At 58.6% G+C, this 15,695-nt stretch carries 19 protein-coding genes; 14 read left to right on the plus strand and 5 right to left on the minus strand.

Translation table 11 applies throughout. From position 1 onward, the window contains the following. Window positions 1–165: 165 nt before the first annotated feature. Window positions 166–372: a cold-shock protein gene (locus tag MN186_RS03885; protein ID WP_242111999.1), complete on the plus strand. Its 207-nt coding sequence runs from the start codon at window positions 166–168 to the stop codon at window positions 370–372. 85 nt (window positions 373–457) lie between these two features. Here the strand turns inward: MN186_RS03885 and MN186_RS03890 are convergent, their stop codons facing one another. Further along, window positions 458–1,471: a hypothetical protein gene (locus MN186_RS03890; RefSeq protein ID WP_242112001.1), complete on the minus strand. Its 1,014-nt coding sequence runs from the start codon at window positions 1,469–1,471 to the stop codon at window positions 458–460. Between the two features lie 152 nt (window positions 1,472–1,623). Between MN186_RS03890 and MN186_RS03895 the strand changes: the two genes are divergently transcribed. Beyond that, window positions 1,624–2,037, plus strand: a complete 414-nt coding sequence (locus MN186_RS03895) for a hypothetical protein (RefSeq protein ID WP_242112005.1) — start codon at window positions 1,624–1,626, stop codon at window positions 2,035–2,037. Window positions 2,038–2,043: 6 nt separating this feature from the next. Here the strand turns inward: MN186_RS03895 and MN186_RS03900 are convergent, their stop codons facing one another. The 4 genes from MN186_RS03900 to MN186_RS03915 all read right to left on the minus strand — a co-directional run bounded on the left by MN186_RS03900 (window position 2,044) and on the right by MN186_RS03915 (window position 4,768). Then, the gene (locus MN186_RS03900) at window positions 2,044–2,538 is read right to left on the minus strand and encodes a flavin reductase family protein (protein WP_242112007.1); all 495 of its coding nucleotides are present in this window, start codon (window positions 2,536–2,538) and stop codon (window positions 2,044–2,046) included. A gap of 136 nt (window positions 2,539–2,674) precedes the next feature. Continuing rightward, window positions 2,675–3,733, minus strand: coding sequence for a YeeE/YedE family protein (locus MN186_RS03905; protein WP_242112009.1), 1,059 nt, complete (start codon window positions 3,731–3,733; stop codon window positions 2,675–2,677). Between the two features lie 109 nt (window positions 3,734–3,842). Continuing rightward, a complete protein-coding gene (locus MN186_RS03910; RefSeq protein ID WP_242112033.1) occupies window positions 3,843–4,211 on the minus strand; it encodes an ArsR/SmtB family transcription factor in 369 nt (122 codons plus the stop codon). A gap of 122 nt (window positions 4,212–4,333) precedes the next feature. Further along, on the minus strand, window positions 4,334–4,768 hold the full coding sequence (locus MN186_RS03915; protein ID WP_420838890.1) for a thioredoxin domain-containing protein: 435 nt from the start codon (window positions 4,766–4,768) through the stop codon (window positions 4,334–4,336). An 84-nt stretch (window positions 4,769–4,852) separates the two neighbouring features. Between MN186_RS03915 and MN186_RS03920 the strand changes: the two genes are divergently transcribed. The 12 genes from MN186_RS03920 to MN186_RS03975 all read left to right on the plus strand — a co-directional run bounded on the left by MN186_RS03920 (window position 4,853) and on the right by MN186_RS03975 (window position 15,534). After that, window positions 4,853–5,590, plus strand: coding sequence for a cytochrome c biogenesis CcdA family protein (locus tag MN186_RS03920; RefSeq protein ID WP_242112036.1), 738 nt, complete (start codon window positions 4,853–4,855; stop codon window positions 5,588–5,590). Between the two features lie 139 nt (window positions 5,591–5,729). Beyond that, a complete protein-coding gene (soxX, locus tag MN186_RS03925; protein WP_242112039.1) occupies window positions 5,730–6,203 on the plus strand; it encodes a sulfur oxidation c-type cytochrome SoxX in 474 nt (157 codons plus the stop codon). A 42-nt stretch (window positions 6,204–6,245) separates the two neighbouring features. Next, complete coding sequence (gene soxY / locus MN186_RS03930; RefSeq protein WP_242112043.1) at window positions 6,246–6,662, plus strand: thiosulfate oxidation carrier protein SoxY; 417 nt, start codon at window positions 6,246–6,248, stop codon at window positions 6,660–6,662. Window positions 6,663–6,681: 19 nt separating this feature from the next. Continuing rightward, window positions 6,682–7,011 (plus strand): thiosulfate oxidation carrier complex protein SoxZ, encoded by a 330-nt coding sequence (soxZ, locus tag MN186_RS03935; RefSeq protein WP_242112048.1) that lies wholly within the window; start codon window positions 6,682–6,684, stop codon window positions 7,009–7,011. A gap of 27 nt (window positions 7,012–7,038) precedes the next feature. Beyond that, a complete protein-coding gene (gene soxA / locus MN186_RS03940) occupies window positions 7,039–7,890 on the plus strand; it encodes a sulfur oxidation c-type cytochrome SoxA (protein WP_242112062.1) in 852 nt (283 codons plus the stop codon). A 111-nt stretch (window positions 7,891–8,001) separates the two neighbouring features. After that, window positions 8,002–9,699, plus strand: coding sequence for a thiosulfohydrolase SoxB (soxB, locus tag MN186_RS03945; protein ID WP_242112066.1), 1,698 nt, complete (start codon window positions 8,002–8,004; stop codon window positions 9,697–9,699). Between the two features lie 95 nt (window positions 9,700–9,794). Then, window positions 9,795–11,075, plus strand: a complete 1,281-nt coding sequence (gene soxC, locus MN186_RS03950; RefSeq protein ID WP_242112077.1) for a sulfite dehydrogenase — start codon at window positions 9,795–9,797, stop codon at window positions 11,073–11,075. After that, window positions 11,059–12,108, plus strand: coding sequence for a c-type cytochrome (locus MN186_RS03955; protein WP_242112081.1), 1,050 nt, complete (start codon window positions 11,059–11,061; stop codon window positions 12,106–12,108). Before soxC ends, MN186_RS03955 begins: the two co-directional genes overlap by 17 nt. A 135-nt stretch (window positions 12,109–12,243) precedes the next feature. Continuing rightward, a complete protein-coding gene (locus MN186_RS03960) occupies window positions 12,244–12,831 on the plus strand; it encodes a thioredoxin family protein (protein WP_242112086.1) in 588 nt (195 codons plus the stop codon). 72 nt (window positions 12,832–12,903) lie between these two features. Continuing rightward, window positions 12,904–13,614, plus strand: a complete 711-nt coding sequence (locus tag MN186_RS03965) for a c-type cytochrome (RefSeq protein ID WP_420838892.1) — start codon at window positions 12,904–12,906, stop codon at window positions 13,612–13,614. Between the two features lie 72 nt (window positions 13,615–13,686). Next, window positions 13,687–14,952, plus strand: a complete 1,266-nt coding sequence (locus MN186_RS03970; protein WP_242112090.1) for an NAD(P)/FAD-dependent oxidoreductase — start codon at window positions 13,687–13,689, stop codon at window positions 14,950–14,952. A 123-nt stretch (window positions 14,953–15,075) separates the two neighbouring features. Next, window positions 15,076–15,534, plus strand: a complete 459-nt coding sequence (locus MN186_RS03975; RefSeq protein ID WP_242112094.1) for a DUF302 domain-containing protein — start codon at window positions 15,076–15,078, stop codon at window positions 15,532–15,534. Window positions 15,535–15,695: the final 161 nt, after the last annotated feature.

The raw sequence follows: 15,695 nt of genomic DNA on the forward strand, positions 1-15,695 counted from the left end.
TCGCAGCAGAAGAAAAACACTTGTATTTCCGACGCAATCATCCCATGTAGGGCCTGCGACGTTACCACTATCGACTACACTGCTCCTAAAGGCTCAGTCTCTCGATCTTGTACTGACTTTGCCGACCTGCCGCATGACGTGGGCAGACTAACTAGGAGAAAAACGATGGCTAATGGAACCGTCAAATGGTTTAACGCAACTAAAGGCTTTGGCTTTATTGCACCCGAAAGCGGCGGCAAAGACGTGTTTGTGCACATCTCAGCTGTTGAGCGCGCAGGCCTGACCGGTCTGGCCGACGACCAGAAAGTGACCTTCGACATCGAGCCCGGCCGTGACGGCCGCGAAAGCGCGACGAATATCGCTCTGGCGTAAGGATACGGCCCCTTGGGCCAAATCTTCGCAGACAAAGAAGGCGTATCGGAAACGATGCGCCTTTTTCTTTCGCTCCGGTGGGGCGTCACCGCATCCAAAACCCTTCGCGTTTGATTTGGTTGCGGATCTTCTGTTCGCGCCGGGGCAGGGCGTCGCGGTTGAACATTGCGCGCACCTTCCGACCGCGACCCTGATAGATCATCCGTTTCATCGGCTCGTATTCCTTCAGGATCTTCTTGATCTTGTTGGGCGCTGACGCGGTTTCGATCACCTCAATCACCTGGTCGCTTTCGCGGGCATAAGCCAGCGGCAAAACGCGCCAATGGCAGGTCACATTACCATCCAGTCCCGCCAGTTCCGGCCCCGGACGCCCGCCATCGAAGCTGGTGATGACCAAGGGCAGGGCGATCTGATCCAGCCACGGAAACAGCTCTTGGCAAACCAAAGCATCGGGGCGGTCGTCACGGATCGCCACCGCATAGTCCCGAAATCGTTGTCCAAAAGCACGCGGGCAGGGACCAAAGAACCAACCGGCGTTGAAATAGAGATAGCGCTGCCAGTATTCATCCGGTTGGCGCAGGTCCAGCGTCGCCTCGTAGTCGAGGTCAAACTTGTCATATAACGATTTCCACGTTGCTCCATAGCCGGGGCCGTAAAGTTCAACCTTCGGCCATGTCCCCTCGCGTTTCATGGAGGCTGCGGGGCGGTTAAAGTCAAACGGCACCTGGGACAACGCGCCAGTGATCACCGTGTCTGTGTCAAAAAACACGAAGGGCGCGCCCTTGGGCAGAGCCAACAGTGCCTCGATCTTGTTGCCGTTGGGATAATCATGGCCGAAATGCTGGTTGGTGAAGGGGATGATCTCGGCCCCCATCTCCTCAAGTGCGTCGCGGATGTGTGGTTTCAACCTTGGATCGTTGGGCCAGCGGTCCGAGGGTTGCGGCTCGGCCACGAACAGGCGTCCGGCAAATGTGGGGTCGCTATGGCGCAAGGTGGCGGCAAACAGCAGCGCCTCGTATGATAACCTGCCGGCTTGGGCGACGATCATGATGTTGAAAGCAGGGCGTGATTTCGCCGATTCGGGGGTGGGTTTAACCATCAGTGCTTTGCCTGCGCGGTGAATTTCAGTCAGTATAGGCGGGATCGGGGATAGGCTGAACCCACTTCGGCCATCGACCCCGGAACATTTTCCGGCTGCCCTTGCGGCACCGTAACGATTGACCCGTCCCACCGGGCCGGAAGGAGCAGACCATGATCAGACCCGTGATTGCAGCCGCCCTGTTGATGGGGTCCGGGGCGTCAGCCTTTGCGCAGGATTTCACCACCGCCGACGAGGTGCGCCCAATCCTTGACGCGACGCGTCAGGGATGGATTGCAGTGCGTGAATACGATGGCAAGGATCTGCTGTATTTCACACATCTTCTGGCGTGGCGCTGCGGACTGGACCAGATTTACTATGCCGTGAATGGGCAGAGCGAGCAGCAGTTCAACGCCGAACCCTGTTACGAAGGCGACCCGCAGCCAAACGCCATCAAGGCCACCGACACATTGCCATATCTGACGTTTGATCCCAAGACCATCGACGTGGTGACGATCAGGCTTGTCTATGACGACGGGGGCGAGGCAACATCAAGCTATGAACGTGCGGATATCCTGACCCAGTGAATGCGGTCAGGGGGTTGCATCAAATCCGCCGAACCGGCCTGCATGAAAGATCAGGGGTTGTCCGTCATTTGTCGACACACGATGCACGCGGCCAAGCACGATCGAGTGATCGCCGCCCGCCACCACGTTTTCGGTCGTGCAGTCAAATCGCGCCAGGCACGGCTCAATGACGGGCACATCATGATAATCGGTGCGCCATGTCATATCCGCGAAATCCTCGCCTTGACGGGCAAAATGACGGGCGATGTCAATTTGGTCGTCGCGCAGAAGATGCACGGCAAAGTGTTCGGCCTTAACAAAGGCATCGTGGCGGGCAGACACGCGCGCCGGACACCACAGGATCAATGGCGGGTCCAACGAAACCGAGGTAAAGCTGTTCACCGTCATCGCCAGGGGGCCGCGCGGGCTATTGGCTGTCACCACCGTTACGCCTGTCGTGAACAGGCCAAGGGCTGCGCGAAACGCGCCTGCGTGGTCTGGGCTTGGGGTGAAATTAGTCATGGCCCTGCTTTTCCTCGTGATCCTTGATTGCCGTTTGACGGCACCTGCGCGCTACAGGGGCGGACCCTATCTTGCGGACTGATAAGTGAAAAGAGGGAAAGAGCGGCCGCGGCCTCAACTACCGGATCATTCGCCGTCATTCAGCAGCAGCGAAGCCCGAGATCAGTTGGCGCAGACCAAGCGCGGCGCCTGCGAAGATTGCAGCGAAGGTCACAGGGGCGCCGTAATAGAGGATTGCGAAGGCTGAAAGCCCTTGCCCGATCGAGCAGCCAAAGGCGATCACGGCACCCAACCCCATGATTGCAGCCCCGCCCATCTGACGTTTCAATTCGCGCGGGTCTTCACAGGCTTCCCAACGGAAATGTCCCTTGAACAAACTGCCGATGAATGCGCCTGCAAGCACGCCGGCGACGCTGCCCACGCCGAAGTTCAACTGAGTCCCCGAAGAGGTCATCAGATAAATCATCGTATCGCCCAAGGGCGCTGAAAACGTGTGGCTTTCAACAGGGATCGCCGCAAAACCGTTCTGAAAGACCCACGCCGTGCCCCCCCAGCCAATCACCACGGCAAGCCCTGCCATGACACCCCAGAAAGCAACACTTGGGGTCTTTCGCATCTCGACGCTGGTGAACATGGCAAAGGTCAGAATGGCTCCAATTACGATCCCAATGATCGGCGCGCCAAGCCCCAGCCAAGCCCCCACGCGGTGCGAGATCGACGGCAGGACGGCAGGATCCGCGACAGGTTGGGGAAAGGCCATAACGCGCAGATTTGCCAGCGGGCCGGAAATGGCGACATAGGCCGAAAGCCCCATCACCACCACGATTACGAAGGCCCGCAGATCACCGCCCCCAAGCCGCGCCAGCGCCCCGAAGCCGCAATTGCCCGACAGCGCCATGCCGTATCCAAACAGCAGCCCGCCCACGATAGCGGCCAGCGGATTCCAAGCAAGACGCAGATAGATTGCCTCCTCCATCGGCAGAAGTCCCGCGCCGACCAGCAGATGAGTGCCCATCATCGCAACGCCGATCGCAATGCCCCACATCCGCATCCGCAAGGACGATCCGGCATAAAGCACGTCTTCGATCGCACCCAGCGTGCAGAACCGGCCAAGTCGCGCGGCAAGGCCCAGAAGCGCGCCACTGAACAGTCCTATCAGTGCGGCGAGATTGGCGTCGGTGATCCAGTCGAACATGGGTGAATGCTCCTGTCCCCAGCCGGACGCGGTGCGGTATCGGCTTATCTTTCAAACGCACGGGGCGCGCCGAGCGTTTCCGTGTGTTGTATTACGTGCGTTGCCGGGCCTATTCCGCCGCCTTTTGTTGCGTATCCCCGGCCGGGTCGGTCGAGCAGAACAGCTCGTATATCACTTCCAGGATGCGGCGGGGCCGGTCGTCGGTCAGAGAATAAAAGATCGTCTTGCCCTCGCGCCGCGGGGTCACAAGACCTTCCAGCCGCAGGCGGGCAAGTTGCTGGGACACGGCGGCCTGACGGGCGTGCAGAAGATGCTCAAGCTCGGTCACGGATTTTTCGCCGGTCACAAGGTGGCACAGGATCATCAAACGGCCTTCGTGGCTGATTGCCTTCAAAAGGGTCGAGGCATCACACGCGTTAGCCATCATGTGATCCAGTTCCTCGCTCGACATATCCTCGCTGATGACGGGCAATGCCATGATCAATCCTCTTGTTTCCATAAGACTGATTTAATTTTATAGATGTATCAAGATCTTTGCAATCGTAACGCGCCCAGTGCGGGGCGGCGCAATGACGCGGGCGCGGGGGGCCGGATATCGGTTCAGTTCGCGGCCTTGTCCGGGTCGTTGGGGGCAGTGTAGTCGGTGTGTTCCACCAGCATTTTTTCCAGCAATCCCCAGAAGAAATCCTCGCCCGGGTATCCTTGAAGGCGGCTGACTTCGGCACCGTCTTTGATCAGCAGAAATGTCGGCGTGAAGGTAACGGGGCGGGCCAGTTCAAAGCCCAGCACCGCCGGATCGTCATTTTGGCGGATGTCACGCAACTGCATTTTGCGCAGTGGTGCGTATTGGCCTTCCGATGTCTTGGGATAAATTGCGCCCAGCTCAAGCTCCCACTTGGCACACCACGGGCAGCCGGGTTCTTCAACCATCACCAGTTCGGCGGCAATGGTTGGGGCGGGGGTGGCGACAAGAATGCCGCCAGCCATGATAACTGCCATGAAAAACACCGCATATGCGGCACGGATACGCGACATCTTCTGCACCTGTTCAGAGAAGTGGTTGACCTTTGTGATAATCCAACACCTAATTTGAATATGTCCTGACTTCAAGGAAAGCCGATGCTCGATATCTCTTTTGCCGGCGCCGCACTTGCGGGGCTTTTGTCTTTCTTTACGCCCTGCATCCTGCCGATGGTGCCGTTTTACCTATGTTACATGGCCGGTATTTCGATGAACGAGCTGACGGGCGAGGGACGGATCAGCACGGGTGCACAGCGCAGGCTTGTGACCTCGGCTGTCGCGTTTGCGTTGGGGGTTACGACGATTTTCATTCTGCTGGGGCTGGGGGCCACGGCGCTGGGAACGGCTTTTGCGCGCCATAAGGAAACGCTGAGCTATATCGGCGCGGTGATTCTGCTGGCCTTCGGGCTGCATTTCCTTGGGGTCGTAAAAATTCCGTTTCTGTATCGCGAGGCACGGCTGGAAAGCCAGGCAGAGCCCAGCACGATCATCGGCGCATATCTGATGGGGCTTGCGTTTGGGTTTGGCTGGACGCCCTGTGTGGGGCCGGCGTTGGCCTCGATTCTGATGATTGCATCGGGGATGGGGGATTTGTGGCGCGGCGCACTTTTGCTGGCGGTCTATGGGCTGGCGATGACCACGCCTTTCGTCATCGCGGCCCTGTTTGCCAAGCCGTTTCTGGCTTGGGCGGGACGCAACCGAAAATACCTGCCATGGGTCGAGCGGGGCATGGGCGTGATGCTGATCCTCTTTGCGTTGCTGATCGTCACCAACTCGGTCAATGCCATCGGGCAGACAATGTTGGATTGGATGCCGTGGCTGGGCAATATCGGATGATAAACTGCGACCAGCCCACGAATAATTCAAAGATTAGAATTTGATGTTGCGCAATTTACTTCGCATGTTACCTTATACAAATTGTGGCCCCAAGATCACCTGGTCGGTCTGTGGGCGCGCAACGGTCATGGGAGGTATTATGAAGCGGACAACGATCACGCTTATTGCGCTGCTTGCAGGGCTTGGAATGGCAAACGCTGACACGGTGGCACCCGCCGACATCACGTTCACTGATGATGGGGCTTTGGCCCAGTCGCTGACTGGTGTTGCTGGTGACCCGGTCGAGGGAGCGAAAGTCATATCGTCAAAATCGCTGGGCAATTGCATTGCCTGCCACGAAATCAGCGATCTGGCAGATGTACCGTTTCACGGTGAGGTTGGCCCGATTTTGGACGGCGCCGGCGACCGGTGGAGCGAAGCAGAACTGCGCGGCATTGTCGCCAACGCGAAGATGACGTTCTACGAATCGATGATGCCGTCGTTCTATAAAACCGATGGCTTCATCCGTCTGGGCAAGGCCTATACCGGCAAAGCCTATGAGGGCGAAGTCGAACCGCTGCTGTCTGCACAGCAGGTCGAAGATGTTGTCGCATACCTGATGACGCTGAAATAAGCGCGCAGGACGTCACCAACCACTTATCTACAGGAGACACAGATGAAATTCACACGACGTGATGCTCTGGCACTTGGTCTTGGCGCAACCGCCTTGGCGATGTTGCCTATGCGTGCGGCTGCTGCCGCCGACGAGGCGATCGCCGCCTTTACCGGCGGGGCCGAAATGGGCGAAGGCGGGGTGACACTGACCGCGCCGGAAATTGCGGAAAACGGTAACACCGTTCCGATCACGGTCGACGCGCCCGGCGCAGAATCGATCATCCTGCTGGCGGCAGGCAACCCGACACCCGGCGTTGCGCAGTTCAACTTCGGTGAAGCGGCAGGCAGTCAAGCCGCCTCAACCCGGATGCGTCTGGCTGGCACCCAAGACGTGATCGCTATTGCGAAGATGGCTGATGGCAGCTTTGTCAAAGCATCATCGACCGTAAAAGTCACCATCGGCGGCTGCGGCGGCTAACTTAAAGGAGCTTGAAGACATGGCAAAAGGTGTAAAACCCCGCGTAAAGGTCCCCAAGACGGCAAGCGCCGGCGAGGTGGTGACCCTGAAAACCCTGATCAGCCACAAGATGGAATCAGGTCAACGCAAGGACGGCGACGGCAATCTGATCCCCCGGTCCATCATCAACCGCTTCACCTGCGAGCTGAACGGCAAGATGGTGATCGACGTGACGCTGGAACCGGCGATTTCAACCAACCCGTATCTGGAATTTGATGCCAAGGTCGACGAGGCCGGCGAATTCAAATTCACGTGGTATGACGATGACGGCGACGTTTACGAGACGGCGAAATCGATCGCGATCGGCTAAGCTGATCGTAAGGGAGGGATAAATATAATGAAAAAGTTTCACGGCCTAGCCGCAATCACCGCTGCCTCGGTCCTCGGGGCGGCGGTCGCCACCGCCGATGAAAACGCCGAGCTTGTCATCAATGGCGAGATCGAAATCACGACCCGCACCAACGCGCCTGCGCATATCTCGGATGTGCTGGACGAGGTGTTGTCGGGCTGGCGGTTTCGATCGGACCAGACCCAGGAAATGGAGATGGATGATTTCGACAATCCCGGAATGCTGGGCGTCGAAAGCGCGCTTGACACGTGGTCGACCGCGGACGGGTCCGAAGGGAAATCCTGCGCCGATTGCCACGGCGAGCCCGAGGAAATGGCAGGCGTGAAGCCGGTCTATCCCAAATGGAACGAAGAGGCGGGCGAGGTGCGCACCCTGCAAATGCAGGTCAACGATTGCCGCGAAAACCGCATGGGGGCCGAACCGTGGGGTTATGACAAACCCGTCGCTATCGACATGGAGGCGTTGCTTGCGTCCGTGTCACGCGGAATGCCCGTGAACGTGGCCATAGATGGCCCCGCGCAAGAGACGTGGGAGCAGGGCAAAGAAATGTATTATACCCGCTATGGCCAGTTGGAACTAAGCTGTGCGAATTGCCACGAGGATAATTACGGCAACATGATCCGCGCTGACCATCTAAGCCAAGGGCAGGTCAATGGGTTTCCGACCTATCGTCTGAAAAACACCAAGCTGAACGGGATGCACTCGCGCTTCAAGGGGTGCATTCGCGACACGCGGGCGCACACTTTCAGCCCGGGGTCGGACGAGTTCGTAGCGCTTGAGCTTTACGTGGCCTCGCGCGGCAACGGTCTGTCGGTCGAAGGCCCGTCGGTCCGCAACTAAACCTTTTTGCCCCGCCCGGATCTGTTCGGGCGGGGTTTCTTTCTGCCAACATATTCATAGCTACGCATAAGTATGGCGCGTTAAAGCTTTGATGACAAAGGGAAACCGCACATGATCTCTCGCCGTGATTTTCTTCAGGTCTCAATGGCCGCGTCGGCTTTGTATGGCGCTTCGGGCTTCGGCAACTGGGCGCGCCTGGCCGCGCAGCAGGCGCTGACTCAAGACGATCTGCTGAAATTTGATACGTTCGGCAATGTCAGCCTGATCCATATCACCGACATTCACGCGCAGTTGAAGCCGATCTATTTCCGCGAGCCCGAGATCAACATTGGCGTCGGCCCCGCGAAAGGGCAGATGCCACATGTGACCGGCGCGGATTTCCGGCGCGCATATGGGATCGAGGACGGATCACCCTCGGCTTATGCGCTGACGTATAACGACTTTTCGGCGCTAGCGCGCGAATATGGCCGTGTCGGCGGGATGGACCGTGTGGCCACCGTCGTGAACGCCATTCGCGCAGACCGCCCCGATGCACTGCTGCTGGATGGCGGCGACACTTGGCACGGATCTTACACCTGCCACCACACCCAAGGGCAGGATGTGGTCAATGTGATGAACGCGCTGAAACCGGACGCGATGACCTTCCATTGGGAATTCACGCTGGGATCAGACCGGGTGAACGAGATCGTCGAGGGGCTGCCCTTCGCCGCCCTTGGTCAGAACATTTTTGACGCCGAATGGGACGAGCCGGCCGAGCTGTTCAAACCTTACAAGTTCTTTGATCGCGGCGGGGTAAAGATCGCGGTGATCGGGCAGGCCTTCCCTTATATGCCGATTGCAAACCCCGGCTGGATGTTCCCGGAATACTCGTTCGGCATCCGGGACGAGAACATGCAGGCGATGGTCGACGAAGTGCGCGCGGCAGGCGCTGAGCTGGTCGTCGTGCTGAGCCATAATGGCTTCGACGTGGACAAGAAGATGGCGGGCAAGGTCAAGGGGATCGACGTGATCTTGTCGGGCCACACCCATGACGCGCTGCCAGAACCGGTGCAGGTCGAGCAGACGTTTATCATCGCGTCCGGGTCGAACTCCAAGTTTGTCAGCCGTGTCGATCTGGATGTGCGCGACGGCAAGATGATGGGCATCCGCCACAAGCTGATCCCGATCTTCGCCGACGTGATCACGCCGGATGCCACCATCACCCAACTGATTGACGACCAACGCGCGCCCTACAAGGCCGAGTTGGAAGAGGTGATCGGCACCACCGACACGCTTCTGTATCGTCGCGGCAACTTCAACGGATCGTGGGACGACCTGATCTGCGACGCGCTGATCAACGAACGCGAGGCGGACATTGCTATGTCGCCGGGCGTGCGCTGGGGACCGAGCATTCTGCCGGGGCAAGAGATCACGCGCGAAGATATCTGGAACGTCACCTCCATGTCTTACGGCAAGGCGTACCGCAATGAGATGACCGGCGAGTTCATCCACACGATCCTTGAGGACGTGGCCGACAATCTCTTCAACCCCGACCCCTATTACCAGCAGGGCGGCGACATGGTGCGGATCGGCGGCATGGGCTACCGGATCGACATCACCAAGCCGCAAGGCAGCCGGATCACCGAGATGACGCTGCTGAAAACCGGCGAGGCAATTGACCCGGCCAAGACCTATGTGGTCGCGGGCTGGGCCAGCGTGAACGAAGGCACCGAAGGGCCTCAGATCTGGGACGTGGTCGAAAGCCACATCAAGAAACAAGGCACCGTCAAACTGGACCCGAACAACTCGGTCACAGTGGTCGGCGTCTGACGCAAGACGGCCCGGACCTTCGCGGGGACGGGCCATTTTTCCACGCCTATTCATGCACATAGGCGAATGTTGAGATGTTAGAGGAGAGATGCCAAATGAGTGACAGCTCTACGAAATCCGGCGCATCCCGGCGCGCGTTCCTGAAAGGGGCCGCCGCAACCGGGGCCGCCTTTGGGGCCACAGGCGCTGCACGCGCTGAAGGTGATCCCCTGATCACCGAGGTGCAGTATTGGGCCGCAGGTCTGGGTGATGGGGTGGATGCCACGCCCTACGGGATGCCGATCGAGTTCGAAGACCACGTGATCCGCCGCAATGTGGAATGGCTGACGGCGGATACGATCTCGTCGATCAACTTCACACCGATCCACGCGCTGGATGGCACGATCACCCCGCAGGGCTGTGCGTTTGAACGTCACCACTCGGGCGCGATCACGCTGAAGAAGGAAGACTATCGTTTGATGATCAACGGGCTGGTCGATACGCCCTTGGTCTTCAGCTATGCCGATCTTGAGCGTTTCCCACGTGTCACGCGCACCTTTTTTCTGGAATGTGCCGCCAACACCGGCATGGAGTGGGCTGGCGCGCAGCTGAACGGTGCGCAATACACCCACGGCATGATCCACAACATGGAATACACCGGTGTGACTTTGCGCACCCTGTTGGAAGAGGCCGGGCTAGATGCCGCGGGCGATCTGGCGGGCAAGTGGGTCTATGTCGAAGGGGCGGATGCGTCTTCAAACGGCCGGTCGATCCCGATGGAAAAGGCGTTGGACGATTGCCTAGTCGCGTTCAAGGCCAATGGCGAAGCGCTGCGCATGGAACACGGCTATCCCGTGCGACTGGTTGTGCCCGGTTGGGAAGGCAACATGTGGGTCAAATGGTTGCGCCGGATCGAGGTGATGGACGCGCCGGTGGAAAGCCGGGAAGAGACCTCGAAATATACCGACACGATGGCCGATGGCACCTCGCGCAAGTGGACATGGACGATGGACGCCAAGTCGATCATCACCAGCCCCAGCCCTCAAATGCCGATCACGCATGGCAAGGGTCCGTTGGTCATCACCGGGCTTGCATGGTCTGGCAACGGCGCGATCACGGCGGTTGACGTGTCGCTGGATGGCGGTGTCACGTGGCAAGAGGCGCGGTTGGCCGAACCCGGCAAACCGATGGCGCTAAGCCGCTTTTATCTGGATATCGACTGGGACGGGTCCGAGATGTTCCTGCAGTCGCGCGCTGTGGACGACACGGGCTATGTGCAGCCGACCAAAACCCAACTGCGCGAGGTGCGCGGGTTGAACTCGATCTATCACAACAATGGTATCCAGACATGGCACGTGAATGCTGAAGGAGAGGCGAACAATGTCGAAGTTTCCTAAGTTCCTGATGGCAACCGCGCTTGCCACCCTGACAGCCGCCCCCGCCATGGCCGAAAAGCTGGGGCTGGGCCGCGCCGCGACCGAAGCCGAGGTGGCCGCTTGGGATCTGGACGTCTTCCCCGATGGCTCAAACCTGCCCGAAGGGTCGGGCGACGTGCTGACCGGCGAAGAGGTGTTTGCCGACAATTGCGCGGTCTGCCACGGCGATTTCGCTGAAGGCATTGACAACTGGCCGAAACTGGCGGGCGGTGATGACACGCTGGCCGACGAAGATCCCTTGAAGACCGTGGGGTCGTACTGGCCTTATTTGTCGACCACCTTCGATTATGTCCGCCGATCCATGCCGTTTGGCGACGCACAAAGCCTGTCGAACGACGACGTTTACGCGATCGTGGCCTACATCCTCTATTCGAACTATTTGGTCGAGGATGACTTCACCCTGTCAAAAGACACCTTCCTTGATGTCGAAATGCCCAATGCGGACGGGTTCTTCGTCGATGATCGCCCGGAGACGGAATACCCTGTGTTTACCGAACGTTGCATGGAAGATTGCAAGCCCGGCGCGGTCGAGATTACCAAGACCGTAGTGTTCAAGGGTGATCCCAACGCTGGCGCCAGCGCGGACGAAATCGAAACCACCGCCCCGTCTACAACGGACGAGGCCACTGCGCCGTCTGCTGATGATGCGGCCCCCGTGGCCGTCGCCTTCGACGCCGATTTGGCCGACGACGGTGAGAAGGTGTTTAAGAAATGCAAGGCCTGCCACAAGGTCGGCGAGGGGGCCAAGAACGGCGTCGGGCCCAGCCTGAACGATGTTTGGGAGCGAACCGCCGGCACGGTGGACGGGTTCAAATACTCCAAACCGATGAGCGCGGCGGGCGAAGATGGCTTGGTTTGGGACACCGAGACTCTGTCGGGCTATCTGGCCAACCCACGTAAATATCTGAAGGGTAACAAGATGACTTTCGCCGGACTGAAGAAAGACGCGGATATCGAGGCGGTGCTTGAGTTCCTGAAATCGCACAGTCAATAACTGGTTCATACTCAGACCCTTGGGCGCCGTTGTCTGACAACGGCGCCCCTTTTTTGTGGTGTGCAGGTTTGGGATCGGGCGCTCTTGTGTTAGGATTAAAAGCGCTTGATCGACACCGATATGCAGGAGGAAACGATGCGGTATTTGTCTCTTTGTCTGGGCATTTTGGCTTTCATCATCGCGTTGCCAGCGACGGCGGCGGAACTGGGCGATGATGGGTTGCACAAGCAGCCGTGGTTCACCGACAGTTTCCTGGAAATGGCCGATGACCTGACCGAGGCGGGGGACGAAGGCAAAGACCTTCTGATCCTGTTTGAACAACAAGGTTGCCCTTATTGCCGCGAGCTGCACGAGGTGAATTTTGCACGTGAACAGATCGTTGATCACCTGAAAAAGAACTTCATGGTCGTGCAGTTGAACCTGTTTGGCGCGCGCGAGGTTGTCGATTTCGATGGCGAGGCGCTGGAAGAACGCGATCTTGCGGTGAAGTGGGGCGTGAATTTCACCCCGACCGTGGTGATCTTTCCCGCCGATGCCCCTGACACCAGCAGTGCCCGCAATGGCGAAGCGTTCCGTATGCCGGGCTATTTCAAGCCGTTTCACTTTCTAAAATCGTTGGAATATGTCTCGACCGATGTCTACCAAGATCAGGTGTTTCAACGCTACCTGCAGGACGTATTTCAGACGATGGAGAAAAACGGCGAAACACCGGATGTCTGGTAGGTGTACGCCGGATGCATTCATCAACATATGAAAATTATTGAGTGGGTTAGCTTAACGCGTTAGCCTTCTGTTATGGGGTGGATTCGAAACATTATTTTAGGCGTTGTCGCGGCTACGTGTTGGGGATTGCCCGGACTAGCGAACGAATTGGGCGATGCCGACAAGGGGGCCGAGCTGTTTGACGAATGTGCCGCGTGCCATTCGGTCGGGCAAGGTGCCGAAAACGGCGTCGGGCCGCATCTGAACGGCTTGTTTGGTCGTCGTGCGGCAGAGGTTGATGGATTTAACTATTCGGCGGGCCTGACGCGAATGGGCAATGATGGGCTGATCTGGGATTTCGATCTGCTTGATCGCTACGTCGAAAACCCCAAAGCTTTCGCGTCCGATACACGAATGGCCTATGGCGGGCTAAAAGACGCAGCCCAGCGGGCCGATCTGCTGGCGTTCCTGCGCCGCTATTCCGACGACCCCGCGAATATCCCCGAGGCTGCGCCGACGGCCCCCGGCACCGATCATTCGGTCGATCCGACCATCCTGGCCATACAGGGCGACCCGGAATATGGTGAATACCTGTCCTCGGAATGTGTGTCGTGTCACCAGCTGGACGGCGATTACGACGGCATCCCGCCAATCATCGGCTGGCCGGTCGACGATTTCGTTGTCGCCATGCACGCCTATAAAGACAAGTTTCGCCCTCATCCGGTGATGCAGATGATGGCCGGACGCCTGTCCAATGACGAGATCGCCGCGCTGGCGGTCTATTTCAAGCAGGTGGGACAATAGAAGGGCGGACCGGAAGGGGTCTGCCCCGCGACGGGTGCGCGCGGAATTCGCATCGAAATGGGAGGAACCAAGATGAACCTGAACCGACGTCTTTTCATGGGCGGGGCTGCGGCCGCCGCCACACTGGCTGCGCCAATGGTGCATGGTGCGACCAACGGCAAACCAAAGGTCGTTGTCATCGGCGGCGGGGCTGGCGGGGCGACCGCTGCGCGTTACATCGCCAAGGACAGCAAGGGCGAGATTAACGTGACGCTGGTGGAACCCTCGCGCAGTTATTACACCTGTTTTTTCTCGAACCTCTACATGGCGGGGTTTCGCGAACTGGGGTCGATTGCCCACAGCTATGGAACGCTGGCCTCTGACTTTGGTGTGAACGTGGTGCATGATTGGGCGGTCGGAATTGACCGCGAGGCACGGACGGTCACCCTGGCCGGGGGCGCCACGCTGCCCTATGACCGGTTGATCCTGTCGCCCGGCATTGATTTCGTCGATGGCGCGGTGCAGGGCTGGGACGTCACCCACCAGAACGCTATGCCGCACGCCTTCAAGGCCGGGTCACAATCCGAGCTTTTGAAAGCCCAGATTGAGGCGATGCCCGAAGGCGGCACCTTCGCGATGGTCGCCCCACCCAACCCGTTTCGATGCCCGCCGGGGCCGTATGAGCGGATCTCGATGGTGGCGCATATCCTGAAAGACAAGAACCCGACCGCGAAGATCATCATCGCGGATCCGAAAGACAAGTTCTCGAAAATGGCGCTGTTTCAGGAAGGGTGGGCCGATAATTATCCCGGCATGATCGACTGGATCGGGGCGGATTTCGGTGGCGGCAATGTCTCGGTCGACCCGGACGCCATGACCGTGACCATTGATGGCGAGGAAACGAAGGTCGATGTCTGCAATGTCATCCCCGCGATGAAGGCGGGGCGTATCTGCGAATTGGCTGGGATCACGGATGGCAACTGGGCACCCGTGAACCCCCACACGATGCAGGCCCGTATGGACGAGAATATCCACGTGCTGGGCGATGCCAGCCAGCAAGGCGACATGCCAAAATCGGCCTTTGCAGCGAACAGTCAGGCCAAGGTGGCGGCGATGGCCGTGCGCGCGGCGCTGACCGGGTCCAAGCTGTTTCCCGCCAAGTTCACCAACACCTGCTGGTCGTTGATCGACACCGATAACGGCGTGAAGGTGGGCGCGAGTTACGAGGCGACAGACGAAAAGATCGCCAAGGTCGATGGCTTCATCAGCCAGACCGGCGAAGACGACGCGCTGCGCAAGGCAACCTATGAGGAAAGTATCGGTTGGTATGCGGGGATCACTGCCGACATGTTCGGCTGATTCAGTTGATAATATTCGCCTGATGGAATACGTTTTAGACGAAGGCGTGGGCTGGTCATGCGGCCCACGCACAACCAAAGGACAGGGCAGGGGCCCTGGCCGAAAACCGCAAGGGAAGTCTTCATGAAACCGTTACTCACCCTCACCCTGTCCGCCGCGCTTCTGGCCGCGCCCGCCTTGGCGGACAATCACGCGATGCAGGAAACAGCCCATGCCGTCACCTATGGCTTCGACGGGGATTTCGACGACGCGACTTTCGCGGTTGAAACGGCGATTGTCGGCAAGGGGCTGGTGATTGACTATGTCAGCCACACCGGCGCGATGCTGGAGCGGACGAAGGCCGATGTGGGGTCCGACATCAAGATCTATGACGCTGCCGACATTTTCCTGTTTTGCTCGGCCCAGATCAGCCGCGAGGTGATGGAAGCTGATCCGATGAATATCAGCTTCTGCCCCTACGGCATCTTCGTCACCGACACGGATGGCGACGTGCGTGTTGGATACAGCAAGTATCCCGAGGGCGACATGCAGAAGGTCCAAACGCTTCTGGACGAAATCGTGCAAGAGGCGGTTGCCGACTGATTCCCAGAGATATTCAAGGGACCGCTGGCCGCGTTTGTCCGTAAGGCAGGCGCGGCCGCGACGTTCCATGAAACGTTTTTAGAATTATATTCAAAATAAAGAATACAACCCTTGTCTGTGCCGATATCCCATCCTAGATCTAACCTGGGAACAGAGAATAC

Source organism: Aliiroseovarius sediminis (assembly GCF_022678485.1).
GTDB classification, from domain to species: domain Bacteria; phylum Pseudomonadota; class Alphaproteobacteria; order Rhodobacterales; family Rhodobacteraceae; genus Aliiroseovarius; species Aliiroseovarius sediminis.